The 18,948-nt window shown below is 61.5% G+C and carries 14 protein-coding genes; 8 read left to right on the top strand and 6 right to left on the bottom strand.

Annotation, left to right across the window (positions count from 1 at the left end; translation table 11 throughout):
* Positions 1-127: 127 nt before the first annotated feature.
* Positions 128-2,506: a TonB-dependent siderophore receptor gene (locus tag ACP7B3_RS03935; protein ID WP_426177983.1), complete on the bottom strand. Its 2,379-nt coding sequence runs from the start codon at positions 2,504-2,506 to the stop codon at positions 128-130.
* A 153-nt stretch (positions 2,507-2,659) separates the two neighbouring features.
* On the bottom strand, positions 2,660-4,312 hold the full coding sequence (locus tag ACP7B3_RS03930) for a cyclic peptide export ABC transporter (protein WP_145165723.1): 1,653 nt from the start codon (positions 4,310-4,312) through the stop codon (positions 2,660-2,662).
* 201 nt (positions 4,313-4,513) lie between these two features.
* Between ACP7B3_RS03930 and ACP7B3_RS03925 the strand changes: the two genes are divergently transcribed.
* On the top strand, positions 4,514-5,341 hold the full coding sequence (locus tag ACP7B3_RS03925) for a N(5)-hydroxyornithine transformylase PvdF (protein ID WP_416363290.1): 828 nt from the start codon (positions 4,514-4,516) through the stop codon (positions 5,339-5,341).
* A gap of 696 nt (positions 5,342-6,037) precedes the next feature.
* On the opposite strand, the gene ACP7B3_RS03920 is transcribed toward ACP7B3_RS03925, so the two are convergent.
* The 3 genes from ACP7B3_RS03920 to pvdM are packed head-to-tail and all read right to left on the bottom strand — an operon-like array spanning position 6,038 to position 9,588.
* Positions 6,038-6,910: a formylglycine-generating enzyme family protein gene (locus ACP7B3_RS03920; protein ID WP_145165722.1), complete on the bottom strand. Its 873-nt coding sequence runs from the start codon at positions 6,908-6,910 to the stop codon at positions 6,038-6,040.
* Between the two features lie 29 nt (positions 6,911-6,939).
* Positions 6,940-8,220, bottom strand: a complete 1,281-nt coding sequence (locus tag ACP7B3_RS03915; protein ID WP_426177979.1) for an aminotransferase class V-fold PLP-dependent enzyme — start codon at positions 8,218-8,220, stop codon at positions 6,940-6,942.
* Between the two features lie 18 nt (positions 8,221-8,238).
* Entirely contained in the window at positions 8,239-9,588 is a 1,350-nt protein-coding gene (pvdM, locus tag ACP7B3_RS03910; RefSeq protein ID WP_242198368.1) for a pyoverdine-tailoring dipeptidase-like protein PvdM, read from the bottom strand.
* A gap of 142 nt (positions 9,589-9,730) precedes the next feature.
* Here pvdM and ACP7B3_RS03905 point away from each other — a divergent pair, with 142 nt between their 5' ends.
* Positions 9,731-11,350: a PvdJ/PvdD/PvdP-like protein gene (locus ACP7B3_RS03905; protein WP_426177977.1), complete on the top strand. Its 1,620-nt coding sequence runs from the start codon at positions 9,731-9,733 to the stop codon at positions 11,348-11,350.
* Here ACP7B3_RS03905 and ACP7B3_RS03900 read toward each other — a convergent pair.
* Positions 11,343-12,290 carry a DUF1853 family protein gene (locus tag ACP7B3_RS03900; RefSeq protein ID WP_426177975.1) on the bottom strand — a complete coding sequence of 316 codons (948 nt, stop codon included), beginning with the start codon at positions 12,288-12,290 and terminating at the stop codon, positions 11,343-11,345. The genes ACP7B3_RS03905 and ACP7B3_RS03900 overlap by 8 nt on opposite strands.
* A 145-nt stretch (positions 12,291-12,435) precedes the next feature.
* Between ACP7B3_RS03900 and ACP7B3_RS03895 the strand changes: the two genes are divergently transcribed.
* Genes ACP7B3_RS03895 through pepN form a run of 6 tightly spaced genes read left to right on the top strand, consistent with a single transcriptional unit; the run spans position 12,436 to position 18,936 of the window.
* A complete protein-coding gene (locus ACP7B3_RS03895; protein ID WP_010210870.1) occupies positions 12,436-13,326 on the top strand; it encodes an NAD(+) kinase in 891 nt (296 codons plus the stop codon).
* Complete coding sequence (locus tag ACP7B3_RS03890; protein ID WP_178119752.1) at positions 13,323-14,297, top strand: metallophosphoesterase; 975 nt, start codon at positions 13,323-13,325, stop codon at positions 14,295-14,297. Before ACP7B3_RS03895 ends, ACP7B3_RS03890 begins: the two co-directional genes overlap by 4 nt.
* Positions 14,294-15,163 carry a rhomboid family intramembrane serine protease gene (locus ACP7B3_RS03885; RefSeq protein WP_242198358.1) on the top strand — a complete coding sequence of 290 codons (870 nt, stop codon included), beginning with the start codon at positions 14,294-14,296 and terminating at the stop codon, positions 15,161-15,163. Before ACP7B3_RS03890 ends, ACP7B3_RS03885 begins: the two co-directional genes overlap by 4 nt.
* Positions 15,164-15,177: 14 nt before the next feature.
* The gene (locus ACP7B3_RS03880; protein WP_426177972.1) at positions 15,178-15,438 is read left to right on the top strand and encodes a YeaC family protein; all 261 of its coding nucleotides are present in this window, start codon (positions 15,178-15,180) and stop codon (positions 15,436-15,438) included.
* A complete protein-coding gene (locus ACP7B3_RS03875) occupies positions 15,435-16,265 on the top strand; it encodes a DUF2797 domain-containing protein (RefSeq protein ID WP_426178109.1) in 831 nt (276 codons plus the stop codon). Before ACP7B3_RS03880 ends, ACP7B3_RS03875 begins: the two co-directional genes overlap by 4 nt.
* Before the next feature lie 13 nt (positions 16,266-16,278).
* Entirely contained in the window at positions 16,279-18,936 is a 2,658-nt protein-coding gene (pepN, locus tag ACP7B3_RS03870) for an aminopeptidase N (RefSeq protein WP_426177970.1), read from the top strand.
* Positions 18,937-18,948 lie beyond the last annotated feature (12 nt).

Here is an 18,948-nt window from a genome sequence, read left to right as displayed (position 1 = left end):
ACAAAAAGCAACGCCCCTGGACCTTTGCCCAGGGGCGTTTTTTATGGGCGTTATTCAACACAGCGTCTTTTTCAACGGGCAATAAAAAACCCCTGGTCATCGGCGATGACCAGGGGCTCGTGCTGGATCAGAAGTTCCAGCGGGTACTGAGCATCACATTACGCGGGTCACCGTAGTAAGCCGAGTTATAGAAGCCGATGTTGGTGTAGTACTTCTTGTCGAAGATGTTGTTGACGTTGAGGGTTGCCGACACGTTCTCGGTCACCTGGTAGCGGGCCATCGCGTCCACTACCCATAGCGGGTCCTGGGAGAAGTTTTCCTGGGTGCCTTTAGCGTAGTTGTTCAGCAACTTCCAGCCGGTACCCTGCCAACGTACGCCGCTGCCCAGGGTCAGCTTGTCCAGTGGGCCGGTGAGCTTGTAACTGGTGTAGAGATTGACCTGGTCTTCCGGTTCCCAGGTGGAGAGCTTCTCACCCTGTTTGTCGCGCATGATCTTGTGGGTATAACCCGCTTGCAACTGCCAGCCTGGCGCCAGTTCGCCGGAGATTTCCGCTTCGTAGCCCTTGGTTTTGGCTTCGGTACCTTTGGACGCGTAATCCAGCCCAGGGTAGCTGTTGGGGATGTAGTCGTCGTCATCGATTGCGCGGTTTTTCTCATGGACTTCGAAATAAGCCAGGCTCGAATTCAGGCGGCCATCGAAGAACTCACCTTTGATGCCGATCTCGTAGTTCTTGCCTTCGTCCGGTTCGAGCGGCTTGTCGTTGCGGTCGCGGTAGTCGTCTTGCGGCAGGTAAATCTCGGTGAAGCTGGCATAGGCCGAGAAGTTGTCGTTGAGGTCGTAAGTGATACCCGCGTAAGGCACGACCTTGCCGGTGTCCTTGACCTGGCTGGTGCCGCTGACTTCGTAGTTGTTGACCCGGGTGCCGAGGATCAGGTGCAGGTCATCCGCCAGACTGAAACGCCCGGTGATGTAGCCGGCGCTCTGGCGGGTCAGCTCGTCGTTCTTTTTGGTTCGGGGGCCACGGTCCGGTTTGGGCGCGTCGCCGTCCCAGTTGAAGTAGTCGTGGCTGTTGTTGTAGTTGGTGGCGTTGGTGTAGTCGTTGCCCAGCCAGCGCGAGCGCGAGACCGAGGTGCCGACGACCAGCTCGTGTTCACGCCCGAACAGGCTGAACGGGCCAGTGGCATACAGGTCGCCGGTGTCACTGGTGGTTTCACCGATGTAGGTGCGGGTCAGCAGTGAGGCTTTGCCCGTAACTGCGTCTGGCGACAGCAGGGCCGACAGCGGTGCTTTATAGCCGTTGATCTGGTGGTTGTACTGCGCCTTTCCGACCCAGCCGTTGTCGAACGTGTGTTCCAGGGTTGCGAAGCCCGTGCGTGTGTACTGCTTCCACTTGCTGTACTTGGCGCCGTTGTTGAAGGAGCGAGGCGTGCTGATACGATTACCGGCTGAGTCAAATAACGAGGCCGCACCGGACCAGCTGGAACCCTGCGGGTCGCTGTCCTGATAGTCGCCACCGATGGTCAGCAACGTGTCCGGCGCCAGGTCGAATTCGAGGATGCCGTAGTAGACGTTGGTCTGGCGCTGATAGTGATCGAGGAACGTATGTTTGTCCTGGTAGGCCGCGACAGCGCGGCCGCGCACATTGCCGGACTCGGTCAACGGGCCGCTGACATCGATTTCGGAACGATAGTTATCCCAGGAGCCCGCCCCCAGGTCGACATAGCCTTTGAATTCCGATGTCGGTTTTTTACGCACCATATTGATGGTGCCACCCGGGCCGCCGGCGCCGGTGAGCAGGCCGGTGGCGCCCTTGAGAATTTCGACGCGGTCGTAGATCACAGTGTCGGTCAGGGTGTGACCCGACGAGTATTGGGCATCCTGCAGGATCGGGATGCCGTCGTACTGAAAGTTCTGGATGGCGAAGCCACGCGAGAAGTAGCTGGTGCGCTCGCTGTCGTAGGTCGACACGGTGATGCCCGGCGTGTGTCGCATGACGTCGTCGATCGACTTGAGGTTGAAGTCGTCCATGGCCTGACGGGTCACCACGGAGATCGACTGCGGCGTCTCGCGCGGGCTCAATACCATGCGGGTCGCGGTGGCAATGGTGCCGGGGGTGTAGGAGCCGGAACCTTCAGTGATGGTCCCCAACTGGTTGGCCGTGACCTGGGTCGCGCCCAGCTCCAGCGCCGACGTTTTCGCAGCGCTGATGGTAAACGAGTTGCCTTGCAGGTCGTAACTGACGCCCGTGCCCGTCAGCAAGGTGGTCATGGCCTGATTGGGTTGCAACTTACCCTTGATCGGGTGGCTTTGTTTGCCTTCTACGTCGGTCGGGCTGTACAGCACCTGCAAATTGGTCTGACGGCCGAATTCCTGAAGCGCGCTCCCCAGCGGCTGCGCAGGTACGTTCAGTTCGATTTCCTGAGCCTGCACGTAACCCGCGACCGGCAATGCCATTGCAAAGGCAATGGTGCTTGGCAGGATAGGGATGTTCAAGAGGCGGCGCATGGAGAGTGCCTTGCTCAAGGGACTCAGACCGAACGTTGCTGGCATGGATGCATTCTCTTCTAGATTTTAAGTGGGCAGTTCTAAGTGTTTATTGAGGTCAATTCTCATTACCACTAGTGAGACGTTCCTATCCCAAGAAACCGGAAAAAAACTTCATGCCGGTTCCAGCTCGGGCACCACTTTGCCCGCGCGCAGGCGCACCAACTGGTCGGCGACGTCGAAATAGCGGTCGTCGTGGCTGATCACAATGATGGTTTTTCCCAGGCGTTTGAGGTCTGGCAGCAGCTCGGTGTAGAACACGCGACGGAACGCCGGGTCTTGATCGGCAGCCCATTCGTCGAACACCAGCACAGGGCGCTCTTCGAGCCAGGCATTGACCAGCGCCAGCCGTTTGCGCTGGCCGGTAGAAAGGTCGGTGGTACTGAATACGCCGTCTTTGACGCTGACCTTGTGCGCGATTTCCAGGCGCTCCAGGTACTTGGCCGCGCTGTCCAGCGATTGAGTAGCGCTGCCCTGAACCAGATCGTCGAACAGGTAATAATCGGCAAACACGGTGGTGAACAATTGGCGATAGTCATCGCGCACGGGGTCGGTCACGGTTTCGCCGTTGAGCCGGATTTCCCCTGTCTGCGGTTGATACAGGCCTAGTAACAGCTTGATCAGTGTGGTCTTGCCGCAGCCGTTCTCGCCGACGATAAACACGATATCGCCCTGCTTGATGCTCAGGTTGATCGGCCCCAGGTGGAACGGCTCGCTGCCTTCCACCGGCGGTGGGCTGTAGCTGACGCCGCGCAGTTCTAGGCTGTTGACCACCGGTGTTGGCGCCTCGCTGCCGTCCATCAGCAAGTGCGGTTCGGGGGACGAGAAGCGATCAGACAGCTCGGTAATTCGCGCAAAGGCAATCCGCGCCTTGCCGATGATCGGCAGGTACCCGACCACGTGTTCGAGCGGGCCTTTCATGTACAGCAACACCAGCACGAAGCCGGTGATCACCGCAGGGTCAGGGTTGGGGCTGTAGGCTTGCATGGCTAGGGCCAGGCCGATGACCACGAAAAACAGCATCGAGCCGAAGGTTTTCGCCACGATGTAAATATTCACGGAGCGCACCTGGATATCGCTGATCTGGTCGGCGGTTTCCTGAATGCGGTGGGTGTTCATGCGGTAGCGTCGCGGCCGGTGGATGCGCAGCTCTTTGGCGCCCGAGGCAATTGCCGAATAGTAGCGTTGCAGTTCGTCTTCCAGATCACGGGCTTCGTCGAAGCCGCGTATGCCTTTGTGGCCGGCAATGAACTGCACGCTGCTGCCGATGACAATGGCAACGATCATCATCAGGAACATCGGCACCGACAGATAGGCCAGGTAACCCAGGCAGCCAAGGGTCACCGTGGTAGCGATGGCCAGCGGCGTGAACGCAAAGGAGAAATCGCTGATGGTGTCGACGTCGTGGGTGAGTACCGGAATCAGGCGGTGGGCTCGGTAGCGCTCGATCTGCTCGATGGGTGCCGACAGCACTTTCTCGCCCAGATCCTTGCGCAACGCGGCGATGATCCGTTGGCCCACATAGTTGGTGCCGATATCCGAGACGATAGAGCTGGTCAGCGCCAACAGGCACAGCGCAGCAAAGGTCAGGATCACGCCCTGGGTCATGCCGGTGGTGGAGTGCAGGGCATTATTGATAGTCGCCAGCAGCAACGTGATGGCCAGCCCCCCCGCCATGCCGAGGGCGACGGAGACCGTCACGATAGTGCGAAAAGGCCTGAGCAATGCGAGCAAACCGTTGAAGGCGCCGCGCTTGGGGTCGGTCATAAGTACTTCCCGGAAAGTGAAAAAAGGGGGGCTGGGCACACAGACCCTTACCCGTGACAAACGAAGTTCCGTCGCGACTATTTAGCTCGGCAGGCCGGGCGATGACGCGGTGGGATAAATCGGCCGTGTCCTGGTTCGTTCTTGTTCTGTAGGCGCACGTGCATCGACGCCGCGCGCAGTCCATTCAGCGAGAGCGAAACAATGACGAAAAAGAACCTGGTGTATGTGTGGTCCCTGCGAAATGCCGCAGCCGACAAGGCCGGGCAGCCGGTGGCCTACAAGGACCACGAGCGCTACATGAAGTCGGTGCTGGAGTTTTTGGTGGGCTCGTTGAACGACACCCCATTGGGCGAGGCGTACAACCTGGTTGGCGTGGTGTACGACGATGACGAACAGAACCCGCGCGACCAGCAACTGGTCAGCGATTACGGCTTTGCCTACAAACCAGGCCGCCAGTGGCTGTACCCGGTTGATTTGCGGGTGCAGGGCCGGTTGGTTAACGATTTGTTGCTGAGCGTGCCGTCCACCTATCGCCGTCTGCCACGCGGCAGCGCCGAGCACATCGCCGGCAAGCAGGATTTCGAGCGCCGCCTGCACGACACGCTGGTGGAATTGAAAGCCGATATCGTCGTGCTGGATGGTTTGCTGGTGATTCTGGATGAGTTGGTGCGGCCAGGCGCGCCGTTTGCGCGGCGCATCATGAACATTCACCCAGGCATTACGCGCATCGAATCGCCTTACGAACGCCGCGGCGCGTACGCCACCTGGAATGCGTTGTATGGTGCGCGCGGGCAAACCGTGGTGGATTGGGCGACCAAGGCCACCACGCCGTCCGAGCCGCTGTACCTCACCGGCGCGTCGTTCCACTACGTGGATAACGGCATTGATTCGGGTGAAGTGTTTCACGACGTGCTGAAAACCGAGATTTCGCCCGAGGACACCATCCTCGAACTGCGCTGGAACAACTTCAACAACAGCCTGTTCCCGGCGTTGCACGAAGGCTTGGAGTTGTTGGCCAAGCAGGCCTGAACACAGCCCTATGGGTACCTGCAGAACCAAAATGTGGGAGCGGGCTTGCCCGCGAAGGCGGCGGTCCCGTCGATACAGGGGTGACTGACACACCGCTATCGCAGGCAAGCCAGCTCCCACATTTGAATGGTGGCGGTCTTGACGGCTTGCGCACGACCCTAAGCCCAGTCGCCCCAACAGGTACCGCGAATTTTTACCTGATGTACGCAAAGCAAAATGTGGGAGCGGGCTTGCCCGCGAAGGCGGCGGCCCCGTCGATACAGGGGTGACTGACACACCGCTATCGCAGGCAAGCCAGCTCCCACATTTGAATGGTGGTGGTCTTGACGGCTTGCGCACGACCCTAAGCCCAGCCGCCCCCAACAGGTATCGCGAATTTCTACCTGATGTACGCAAGGCAAAATGTGGGAGCGGGCTTGCCCGCGAAGGCGGCGGCCCTGTCGATACAGGGGTGACTGACACACCGCTATCGCAGGCAAGCCAGCTCCCACATTTGAATGGTGGCGGTCTTGACGGCTTGCGCACGACCCTAAGCCCAGCCGCTCCCAGCCATTGCCGCGAAATGTTGCCTGACATATGCAAGGCAAAATGTGGGAGCGGGCTTGCCCGCGAAGGCGGCGGCTCTGTCGATAAAGGGATGATTGACACACCGCTATCTCAGGCAAACCAGCTCCCACATTTTGAACGGCGCCGCGCTTAAAGCTCGCGCACTACCCGAAAGCCAATCCAGTCGCCGCGCGTTTGCGGGTAAATATTGTTGCGGTTGCCCGAGCGTGAAAACACGGGCGCTTCGCCCCAGTCATTGCCGCGGATCTGGTAGCTCTCGCAGTTCGGTTCGACCCAGGCGCTGCCGTCGGTGGGCGCACCGACGTAGTTGGGGTGCTCGCAGTCGGCAACCCGCTCATAGACATTGCCATGCATGTCGTACATGCCAAACGCATTCGGCGGGTAGCTGCCCACCGGCGAGGAATAGCTGTAGCCATCCGCCGGGCCGTAGGTGTTGGCATGTTCGGCGATGCTGTAACCCTTGCCCTCATCGAAAGGAAACGGAAACGGCCCGGTGGTGCCCGCACGCGCCGCATATTCACGTTGCGCTTCGCTGACCATCTGGTACTTCTGCCCGGTCTTTTTCGACAGCCAGGCCACATAGTTCTTGATGTCGTCCATGTCCATGCACACCGCCGGCTGGCGCGGGCCTTGTGGGTAGCGTGGCTTGCTGGCGATGCATTCGCGCCCTGGGCGGGTGTCGCCGTCGGCGATCTTGACGCCGGTCTGGCGGATATAGCTGTCCCATTCACCGGCGGTGATATGGAAGCGGCTCATGGCAAAGGGTTTGGCGAAGGTCACCTCATGCATCGGGCCTTCGTCGGGCTCGCGGCCGACTTCGTCTTCCGGGGTGCCCATGGTAAAGGTGCCGGCCGGCAGCACGACCATTTCCGGGCAGTCCTTGCAGTCTTTGAATACTTTGCCCGGTTGCGCGGTGGCGGCCTGGGCCAGGCCTGGCAACAGCGCGCCGCACAGGGCGGTCAGCGCCAGGGCAGTGAGGGGCTTGAGTCGGGATGGAGTCATGTGGGCATCTCGTTCAAAGGAAAAAGGGTTCACAGCCGTTGGCTCAGCAAGCCCATGAAGCGCTGGATTTCATCCGAGCTGTTAAGCAGGCCGGGGGAGGTGCGAATCACGGGGCCGACATCGCGGTCTACCGCATCGATCACCACGCGGTTTTTCATCATGTGGGCGACCACGGCCTCGCTGTCCTGGCCCTTGACGCGGAAGAAGGTAAAACCGGCGGAGAGATCAGGGCTGCGCGGCGTCACCAGTTCGATCTGCGAGTGAGCCAGCAAACGGCTTTTCAATTCGCTGTTGAGCGCGTGAATGCGCGCCTGCACTTGCGGCTTGCCCAACTGCAAATGCAGCTTGAAGGCTTCGTCCACCGCCCAGCGATGCTCAAAAGCGTGGTAACCGCCGGGCGTCATGGTGGTGGCGAAATTGGTGTCTTCGGAGAAGGTCGGCACCATCGGCGTCACATATTTGTTTTCGGCGTCACGGGCGCACACCAGGCCGGTACCGCGCGGGCCGAACATCCATTTATGTGTGCCGGCGATAAAGAAGTCGCAGTGCATGTCGGGGAAGTCGAGGTTTTCCACGCCAAAGCCATGCACGCCGTCCACCACGTAGAGAATGCGGTCGTTTTCATCGCGGTGACGGTTGAGTGCGTCCACCAGCCTGCCGATCTCGCCAATCGGTAGTTTCACGCCGCTGCCCGACTGCACCCAGGTCATGCCCAGCACGCGGGTGTTGGGGCGGATACTGCGCTGGATATTGCCAAGGATTTCGTCGGCAGACACGCGATTGGCGTCTTCGAACAGCCTGAACCGGCGCACCTGCGTGCCTTGCTTGAGCACGCGAAAATCCAGGACGTTCTGGGTGGCGTAATGCTCGTGCACGGTGGTGAGGATTTCCTGGTCGGGCCGCAGCTTTATCCCGCCGTAGATCATCGCCAGCCCTTCGGAGGTGCTGCCGGTGAGGGCAATTTGCGCCGGCTTGGCATTCAAGTAGCGACCGGCCCATTCCCGTACCTGGCCTTCGCGTTTCCAGGTTTCCTCAAGACCCCAATCCATCGCCAGCCCTGGGTTGCGGTCGATCTGCTGGCGGTAACGGTCGATCGCCTCGCGCACCGGCCTGGGGTGCGAGGCCACCAGGAAGTTGGAGAAGTGCAGGTAGTTCGGGTCCTGGTTGAACAGCTGTTTCAATCCCGTCCATGGGTCGTTCGCAGCGGGTGCCGGGTTGTCGGCCAATGCTTGAGGTATCAGCGCAGCGCCCAGCGGCAGGCTGGCGGCGAAGACACCGGCCTGTTTGAGAAATGTACGGCGATCAGTCATGGACGTGCTTCTAGGTGGTTAGCGGTTGGCCAAGGGCTTGGCGGCTTTTTGTACCTGGTCCCACACCCGAAGGAAGTTGCCTCCCCACAGCTTGGCGATGTCGGCTTCGGAGTAGCCACGCTGGATCAGCTCAGCGGTGACGTTGCGCACCTCGCCGACGTTCTCCCAGCCCTGGATGCCGCCGCCGTCGTTGAAGTCCGACGAGATGCCGACGTGATCGATGCCGATCTTGCGCACGGTGTAGTCGATGGCGTCGCCCCAATCCTTGAGGGTGGCCTTGGGTTCTTCTTCGAGAATGCCGTACAGGCCTTGGGCGTACTGGCCGAACTTCTGCTCGGGCCAGGCGGCAATGATTGCGTCGCCGGGCATCAGGGCCATGGCCAGGTTGGGCAGCGGCGGCAGGTCGAACCGCGCGCGCAGGGCGTTGAGTTTGTCCTGGGTTGGCTGGCTCAGCGGACGCAAATAGGCCGGGAAGCCCACCACTTGAACCACGCCGCCGCTGTTCTTGATCAGTTGCAACTCCTTGTCGCTGAGGTTGCGCGGGATATCCACCGAGGCGCGCGGCGCCGAGTGGGACGCCACCATCGGCGTGCGGCTCAATTGCGCCACCTGCTCCAGGGCTTTGGTCGACATTTGCGACACGTCGATGATCACGCCCAGGTCATTGAGGCGATGCACTGCCTGTTGGCCGATGGGCGACAGCCCTTCGAGGGCGTCGGTCGAATCATTGAAAAACGGCAGTGGGCGCGACGAGTCGGACCAGGCGTTATTGCCGATATAACTGAAGCCGAACATGCGCATGCCGCGCGCCGCCCACAGGTCCAGTTGGTTCAGGTCATCGCCCAGCGGGTAGGCGTTGAGCATGCTGATAAACACCGCAAATTTGCCCTCACCGTGCAGGCGGCGCAAATCGTCCGGGGTGTAGGCGATACCAACCTGGTTGGGAAAGTCGCGCACCATGCCGGAGATGATCTTGTAGCGCACCTCTTGCTCGTGGCGAGCCTCCTCGACAAAACCGTCGGTGGGCTTATGCGGCGCGTTAGGGCCGTTCCAGATTTCCGGCCAGCCGAAAATCGTCAGGGCTGCGCCCGACAAGCGCCCGCGCGCCGCCTTGGCCAGGTCGAACTGGCCGCTGCCATCTTTGTCGGCCTCATTGCCGGCCGTGCCGAAATCCATCGGCACCGTGATGTGGCTGTCGAACGACAGCAAGCGGTCCTGCATTTCATTGGCTTGCTTGATCACCTCCAGCGGGTAACCGGCATTGCCGCGAAACCAGTGGTCCCAGACCAGAAAGCCGGCCCCGGCGCCGATGGCCAATGCCAGCGGCAGGCCGATCAACAGCGCCTTTTTCGAACGTGGTTTTGTCATTGCCATCTCAGTCAGTTGAGGCCTTTGCTATCAGGGAAGAACGAGCCATCGCCGGGGAAATTTAGGCCCGCTTCGCGCGGCGGTAAATTTGCGAAGGCTGCAAACGTTCTAGCTCTGATTAAGCCGTTTCCTAAGGTAGACAATGACGATCTCTCGACGTGGGTTCATCGCAGGCCTGGCGCTGACGGGCGCTGCCGTGCCGGCGGCCTTTTATGCCCATCGCGAGCTGACGCGTGAAGAAGAATTCCCCATTACCCCGGGCGAGGCCACGGTGGATTTGGCCGACACCGAAGGCCAGCATTTGGCGAACATTTTGCGCGGTGTGTGGAGCCTGCGCCTGGAAGGCCGCGACGCCGGGCTAAAGGGCTTGCCACTGCAAGGCCTGGAACTGCTGCTGGACATCGCCCCGCGTGGCCGTGGCCTGCGCGGCTACCTGGACACCGCTGAAGCCCTGCGCGCCGAAGGTGAGCCGCGTTACCGCGTACTCGGTGACGTGCTGACAGGCGAGGGCGCCTTGCTTTACTGGCGCCTGATCGACCGCGAGGCGGCCGACGGCGCACCGGCCTATGAATTCAAGATGACCCTCGATGAAGTCTGGGCCGACTTCGCTAATGCCGGCAGCAGCACCCTCAGCGGGCAGATCCTCAACCTTGATCGCCCCTTGGCATTGACCGAGCGTGACAACCGCTTTATCGCCCACAAACAGCTGTTTCCCGAAGCCCGCCAACGCATCGGCCTGAACCCGACGCTGCTGGCCTGGCTGATTTCGCCGGAGCACCGCCTGTTTCACCAACTCTGGCACGCCACCCGCGACCAGTGGCACAAGCTCTCGGAAGAAAAGCGCGACGCCTTGCGCGGCATCGGCTGGCAGCCCGGCCCGCGCGGCCAGGAACGCGACGCACGTGGCAAACGCAAAGATCGCAACGGCTCGGGCATCGACTTCTTTTTCATGCACCGCCATATGCTCGGCACTGCGCGTTCCATGCAAGATTTGCCGTCGTGGCCGCAATTCCCCGAGCCACAGCCGGCGCTGGAACGTGACCGTCTGGGCTTTGTGCGTTACTTCGATAACCACGACGGCTTCGCGCTGCCGCCCTGTTGGTCGGCGCCGGATGACAGCGAATACACCCAGTGGGTCAGCGATATCAAGGCGGCCCAGACTTACCACAGCAACTTTCAGGTCTGGGAATCCCAATACCGCGACCCACGTTACCTGGCAAAGCTGACCCTAGGCCAGTTGGGTTCGGAAATGGAGCTGGGCCTGCACGACTGGTTGCACATGCGCTGGGCCTCGGTGCCGCGTGACCCGTCCAACGGCGCGCCGGTGCCGTTCGCCCGCGACCCGTCGGACTTTGCCGCGCGTTGGTATGCGGCGGAGAACGATTTTCTCGGTGATCCGTTTTCATCCCATGTAAACCCGGTGTTCTGGCATTTTCACGGCTGGATCGATGACCGCATCGAGGATTGGTTTCGCGCCCACGAGCGCTTCAACCCCGGTGAGGTCAGCCGGCTTGAGGTCAATGGCGTGAACTGGTTCGCGCAGGGGCGTTGGGTGGAAGTGGGCGATCCGTGGCTGGGGCCGGACACTCACGGCTGCAGCACCACGCCGGGGTTGCAGATGGGCAGGTCGATGGAGATGGACCCGGAGACCATGAAGCTGGCGCTGCGTATTACCTTTGCCGCTGAGGACGAAGGCTTGCAGGCATTGTTCAAGCGTGTGCCGAGGCGGCCCTGGTACGCACGGCACTTGAAGGTCAAGTAACGCCTGGGACGTTGGGCCAGAGGTCGGCCACCAGGAACAGGCGTTCGGCTTCTTCCCAATCCTCGCCATTTTGCACAAGGCGCACCAACAACTGCGCGGGTGCCATCGGGTCCAGTGCTGCCAGCCAGCCTTGCATCTGCTGCTCACTCCACACCTCGTCCTGCGGGTAATGCGCCGGCGCAAGCCAGGCATGCCTGGGCAGCGGTTGCCAGCGCCCCGGCGGGCTGGCACTGACCAGCGCCGGCCAATCGCGCTGATGCAGCCAGCGCCCCCGCAGATGCTGCGGATGGGCACCGTGAGGGGGTTCGGCCTGGCCGGGCCAGGGATAGAGCAAATACCCGCCGAGCCACAAATGCGCATCGAACTGCTGGATATCCAGCGCCGCCAATGCCTCGCGGCTTTCCGCACGCGCTGAAATCGGCAGTTGATGCTGAGCGAGGTGTGCCAGTTTGCGGTCCAGCCGATCATGGCACCCCGGCCCCAGCCATTGCGCGGCGTCCAGGCCGTTGCCGTCCTGCGGCCCGAGATACAGTTTGATCGCCAGTTCCAGGTGGTGCACGCCATCGCGGTCGCGCAGCAGCATGTCCAGCTCGCCCAAGGTATGCCCGGCGCGGCGGATCGGCAGGTTGGCGGCGAGCAATTCCACGCCCGGCGCATGCTGCACGGCAAATTGCCATAGGCGCTCGTAGTAAAGGCCCAGGCGCCGTGTGCGGGCAAGGCTTAGCCAGTGCTGCAAGGCGCTGCTGTCTTGATCGAGCGCGCGTAACCATCGCTCCAGCAGATGCGGTGCCTGCACCCACTCGCTGCCCGCCAGCGGGTGGCGCTGCGGCCAGGGTGTTTGCGCGAGCATCGGCGGGGCAAGCATCACCCACGCCAAATCGCGCACTTCGGGGTGGCGCAGTTGGCGGGGCAGGTTGTGCAAATCCGGGAACACAGTCATGGTCCGAGCATAGCCGTTTAACGTCTGTACAGGTGGCTGAGAACCATTGTCATCAAGGGTTCACGGCGACAAAGGATTTTGCCTGACGCGGCCTTTCGCCCATAATCGTTGTTTTTCGCCACACCCCAAACCCCGCAGGAGCCCCATGGAGCAATTTCGCAATATCGGCATTATCGGTCGCTTGGGCAGTACCCAGGTGCTGGACACCGTCCGCCGACTGAAAAAGTTTCTGCTCGAGCGCCACCTGCACGTGATCCTCGAAGACACCATCGCCGAAATCCTGCCGGGCCATGGCCTGCAAACCTCGTCGCGCAAAATGCTCGGCGAAGTCTGCGACATGGTGATTGTGGTCGGCGGTGACGGCAGCCTGCTCGGCGCAGCCCGGGCGTTGGCGCGGCATAACGTGCCGGTGCTGGGGATCAACCGCGGCAGTTTGGGGTTCCTGACCGATATCCGCCCCGATGACCTGGAAGTCGAAGTGGCCAAGGTGCTCGATGGCCATTACTTGGTCGAAAACCGCTTCCTGCTGCAGGCCGAAGTACGCCGCCACGGCGAAGCCATCGGCCAGGGCGACGCGCTCAACGACGTGGTGCTGCACCCCGGCAAGTCGACGCGGATGATCGAGTTCGAGCTGTATATCGACGGCCAGTTCGTGTGCAGCCAGAAGGCCGACGGCCTGATCGTGGCCACGCCGACCGGTTCCACGGCGTATGCGCTGTCGGCCGGCGGGCCGATCATGCACCCCAAGCTGGATGCCATTGTGATCGTGCCGATGTACCCCCATATGTTGTCCAGCCGGCCAATTGTGGTCGATGGCAACAGTGAGCTGAAAATCGTGGTGTCCAAAGACATGCAGATCTACCCGCAAGTCTCCTGTGACGGGCAGAACCATTTCACCTGCGCCCCCGGTGACACCATCACCGTGAGCAAGAAGGCGCAGAAGTTGCGGTTGATCCACCCGCTGGACCACAACTATTACGAAGTGTGCCGGACCAAGTTGGGCTGGGGCAGCCGCTTGGGGGGTGGAGGCGACTGATGCTCGATCCCGCGCGTAGCTACGACCTGATTGGTGACGTGCACGGTTGCGCTCATACTCTTGAGCATTTGCTCGACCGGTTGGGCTACCACAAACAGGGCGGCACCTGGCGCCATCCGACGCGAATGGCGGTGTTCCTCGGCGATATCATCGACCGTGGCCCACGCATTCGCGAGGCGCTGCATATTGTCCACGACATGGCCGAGGCCGGTCAGGCGCTGTGCATCATGGGCAACCACGAGTTCAACGCGCTGGGCTGGAGCACACCCGCGCCGCCGGGCAGCGGCAAGCAGTTCGTGCGCGAGCACAACCCACGCCACGCGCGGTTGATCCACGAGACCCTGACCCAGTTCGAGCACCACCCGGCCGACTGGCACGACTTTCTCGGCTGGTTCTATGACATGCCGCTGTTTGTCGACGCCGGGCGTTTCCGTGTGGTGCACGCGTGTTGGGACGAGGGCTTTATCCAGCCGCTGCGCGCGACGTTCCCGGATGGCTGCATCGACCAGCACTTTCTGCAGGCCGCCGCCGTACCGGGCAGTTTTGCCTGCAACGCCTTCGACCGCCTGCTGCGCGGCACCGACATGCGCCTGCCGGATGGCCTGACGCTGACCGGTGGCGATGGGCTGACGCGCTCGTTCTTTCGCACCAAATTCTGGGAAGACGACCCGAAAACCTATGGCGACATCGTGTTCCAGCCCGATGCGCTGCCGGAGCCGGTGGCGCGTACGCCGCTGTCGTCCAGTGAAAAAAATTCGCTGCTGCGTTATGGCGTCGACGAGCCTTTGCTGTTCGTCGGGCATTACTGGCGCAGCGGCAAACCGGCACCGATCCGCCCGAACCTGGCCTGCCTGGATTACAGCGCTGTGCTGTACGGCAAGCTGGTGGCGTATCGGCTGGACCAGGAAACCCAGCTGGATCCGCGTAAATTTGTCTGGGTCGACGTTGAGCGCCCTGAGGTTATTTCATGAGCACCGTAGCTGTTTTGCGCTTGCCGCTGAGTGTCGACCTGGCGGGTTTCGTCAAGTTGCTGCAACGCATGCAAGTGCCCCATCGTGTCAGCGAAGAGGCCGGCGAGCAGGTGCTGTGGGTGCCCGAAACCATCAGCGACGACGTGCGCGTGTTGTACCAACGCTTTCCCGACGGTGATCCGGACCAGCAACTGGACATCCCCGAGCGGGCGCCCGTTACGCGTCCCAGCTTTGTTCAGCAGGTACGCCACAGCCCGGTGACGGCGCTGGTGCTGCTGGCGAGCATCATTGTCGGCGCGGTGACGTTGCTGGGTGAAAACCTGCAAACCATGAGCTGGCTGACGTTTCTGCCGTTCCATGTGACGGGCGAGTACCTTCAGTTCACGCCCTTTGCCGAGACCATGGCGTCGGGGCAATGGTGGCGGTTGGTCACGCCGATGCTGATCCACTTCGGCATCCTGCATTTGGCCATGAACGGCATGTGGTACTGGGAACTCGGCCGTCGCATTGAAGTGCGCCAGGGCAGTATCAACCTGCTGGGCCTGACCCTGCTGTTCAGCCTGGTTTCCAATTACGCGCAATACGCCTATGGCGGCCCGAGCCTGTTTGGCGGCCTGTCCGGCGTGTTGTATGGCTTGCTCGGGCATTGCTGGATTTTCCAGTTGCTGTCGCCCAACCCGGCTTATCGCCTGCCTCGCGGGGTGCTGGCGATGATGCTGATATGGCTGGTGCTCTGCATGTCGGGGCTGATCTCGATGATCGGCTTCGGCGAAATCGCCAACGCGGCTCATCTGAGCGGCTTGGTCATCGGTTGCCTGACGGGCTTGCTGGGTGGGTTGTACAACCGCCGCAAAGCCTCCATTTGATAAGGAAGAGCCTTATGTCCTCTTTTGCTGAAATGATCGAAAACATCACCCCGGACATTTACGAGAGCCTCAAGCTCGCCGTGGAAATCGGCAAGTGGTCCGACGGCCGCAAGCTCACCGCCGAGCAGCGTGAGCTGTCGCTGCAAGCGGTGATCGCCTGGGAAATCCAGAACCTGCCCGAAGAGCAGCGCACCGGCTACATGGGCCCGCAGGAATGCGCGTCGAAATCGACACCGGTGCCGAACATTCTGTTCAAGTCGGATGCGATCCATTGATTGAAATTGGTCGCGGTGCAGTCAGCAAAATGTCGGCGCAACTCGGTGAGCCGATCGTTCAATACGCGTTTCGCCTGGGCGATACCGAGGTGCCGGTCAATCCGTTGATCGGCACGCACGTGCGCCTGGAATACCTCGGCGCCATCCATTGCAGCCATTGCGGCCGCAAGACCAAAACCAGTTTCAGCCAGGGTTATTGCTACCCGTGCATGACCAAACTGGCGCAGTGCGACCTGTGCATCATGAGCCCCGAGCGTTGCCATTACGACGCCGGCACCTGCCGTGATCCGGGCTGGGGCGAGCAATTCTGCATGACCGACCACGTGGTCTACCTGGCCAATTCGTCAGGCATCAAGGTCGGCATCACCCGCGCCACCCAGCTGCCGACACGCTGGCTGGACCAGGGCGCCAGCCAGGCGCTGCCGATCATGCGCGTGGCGACCCGCCAGCAATCGGGCTTCGTCGAAGACCTGTTTCGCAGCCAGGTGGCCGACAAGACCAACTGGCGCGCACTGCTCAAGGGCGATGCGGTGGCGGTGAACCTGACCGAAGTGCGCGATGCGCTGTTTGCCTCGTGCGCCGAAGGCCTGCTGAGTTTGCAGGAACGCTTTGGCCTGCAGGCCATCCAAACGATTGCCGACATTGAGCCGATCGAAATCCGCTACCCGGTCGAGCAGTATCCGACCAAGATCGTCAGCTTCAACCTGGACAAGAACCCGATTGCCGAAGGCACGTTGTTGGGGATCAAGGGCCAATACCTGATCTTCGACACCGGCGTTATCAACATTCGTAAGTACACGGCCTACCAGCTCGCCGTGCATCAGTAAAAGGATGCCACCCATGCGCACCGAACAACCGAAGATGATTTACCTGAAGGACTATCAGGCGCCGGACTACCTGATCGAAGAGACGCACCTGACCTTCGAGTTGTTCGAGGACCACAGCCTGGTCCACGCGCAGCTGGTGATGCGCCGCAACCCCGAGCGTGGTGCGGGCCTGCCGCCGCTGGTGCTCGATGGCCAGCAGCTTGAACTGCTGACCGTCAACCTGGGCGACCGTGAGCTGAGCGAAGCCGACTACCAGTTGACCGACAGCCACCTGACCCTGCACCCGACCAGCGAGACCTTCACGGTCGACACCAGCGTGCGCATCCACCCGGAAACCAACACCGCGCTGGAAGGCCTGTACAAATCCAGCGGCATGTTCTGCACCCAGTGCGAGGCCGAAGGCTTCCGCAAGATCACTTACTACCTCGACCGCCCGGACGTGATGAGCACCTTCACCACCACGGTGATCGCCGAGCAACACAGCTACCCGGTGCTGCTGTCGAACGGCAACCCGATTGCCAGCGGCCCGGGTGAAGACGGGCGCCACTGGGCGACCTGGGAAGACCCGTTCAAGAAACCGGCCTACCTGTTCGCGCTGGTGGCCGGTGATTTGTGGTGCGTCGAAGACACCTTCACCACCATGACCAGCCGTGAAGTGGCGCTGCGCATCTACGTCGAGCCGGAAAACATCGACAAATGCCAGCACGCCATGAACAGCCTGAAAAAATCCATGCGCTGGGACGAAGAGACCTACGGCCGCGAGTACGACCTCGACATTTTCATGATCGTGGCGGTCAACGACTTCAACATGGGCGCCATGGAGAACAAGGGCCTCAATATCTTCAACTCCAGCGCCGTGCTGGCGCGTGCCGAAACCGCCACTGACGCCGCGCACCAGCGGGTTGAGGCGATCGTGGCCCACGAATACTTCCACAACTGGTCGGGTAACCGCGTGACCTGCCGCGACTGGTTCCAGCTGTCGTTGAAGGAAGGCTTCACGGTGTTCCGTGATTCCGGCTTCTCCGCCGACATGAACTCGGCCACGGTCAAGCGCATCCAGGACGTGGCGTACCTGCGCACTCACCAGTTCGCTGAAGACGCAGGCCCCATGGCCCACGCCGTGCGCCCGGACAGCTTCATCGAAATCTCCAACTTCTACACCCTGACCGTGTACGAAAAGGGCTCGGAAGTGGTCGGCATGATCCACACCTTGCTCGGCGCTGAAGGCTTCCGTAAGGGCAGTGACCTCTATTTCGAGCGCCACGACGGCCAGGCCGTGACGTGCGACGACTTCATCAAGGCCATGGAAGACGCCAACGGCGCGGACCTGAGCCAGTTCAAACGCTGGTACAGCCAGGCCGGTACACCGCGTCTGGCGGTGAGCGAGTCCTACGACGCCGCTGCCAAGACCTACAGCCTGACCTTCCGTCAAAGCTGCCCGCAAACCCCGGACAAAGTTGAAAAACTGCCGTTCGTGATCCCGGTGGCGCTGGGCCTGCTGGACGCCAACGGCGCCGGTATTGCTTTGCGCCTGGCCGGTGAGGCCAGCGCTGGCGCTACGTCCCGAGTGATTTCGGTGACCGAAGCCGAGCAGACCTTCACCTTCGTCGATATCGCCGAACAGCCGCTGCCGTCGTTGCTGCGCGGCTTCTCGGCGCCGGTGAAACTGAGCTTCCCGTACAACCGCGACCAGCTGATGTTCCTGATGCAGCACGACAGCGACGGGTTCAATCGCTGGGATGCCGGCCAGCAACTGTCGGTGCAAGTGTTGCAGGAGCTGATCGGTCAGCATCAAGCGGGTCAGCCGCTGAAGCTGGATCAACGGCTGATCGACGCGCTGCGCACGGTGTTGAGCGATGAAAGCCTGGACCAGGCGATGGTCGCCGAGATGCTCTCGCTGCCAAGCGAGGCCTACCTGACTGAAATCAGTGAAGTGGCGGATGTGGACGCGATTCACGCCGCCCGTGAGTATGCGCGCAAGCAGCTGGCCGACAACCTCTACGAATCGCTGTGGCTGCGCTACCAGGCGAACCGTGAGCTGTCCAAGCAGACACCTTACGTGGCCGCGGCCGAGCACTTTGCCCGTCGCGCCCTGCAGAACATTGCGCTGTCGTACCTGATGCTCAGCGGCAAGCAGGAAGTGCTGGCGGCAACGCTGGACCAGTTCGACACCAGCGACAACATGACGGAGCGCCTGACGGCGCTGGCCGTGTTGGTCAACTCGCCGTTCGAGGCGGAAAAGGCGCAGGCGTTGGCGGTGTTTGCCGAGAACTTCAAGGACAACCCGCTGGTCATGGACCAGTGGTTCAGCGTGCAGGCCGGCAGCACCTTGCCGGGCGGCTTGGCGCGCGTCAGGGCGTTGATGGAGCACCCGGCGTTCACCCTCAAGAACCCGAACAAGGTGCGGGCGCTGGTCGGCGCGTTTGCCGGGCAGAACCTGATCAACTTCCACGCCGCCGATGGCTCGGGCTATCGTTTCCTGGCCGATTTGGTGATCCAGTTGAACGGGTTCAACCCGCAAATCGCTTCGCGCCAGTTGGCGCCGCTGACCCGCTGGCGCAAATACGACGGCGCGCGCCAGGCGCTGATGAAGGCGGAGCTGGAGCGCATTCGTGCCTCCGGTGAGCTGTCCAGCGACGTATTCGAGGTGGTCAGCAAGAGCCTTGCGTAAGGTCTGCGATTA

This window comes from Pseudomonas sp. TWRC1-2, assembly GCF_049896685.1.
GTDB lineage: Bacteria > Pseudomonadota > Gammaproteobacteria > Pseudomonadales > Pseudomonadaceae > Aquipseudomonas.
The sequence above is the reverse complement of the archived record's forward strand: the minus strand, read 5'-3'. Positions and strand labels throughout refer to the sequence as shown.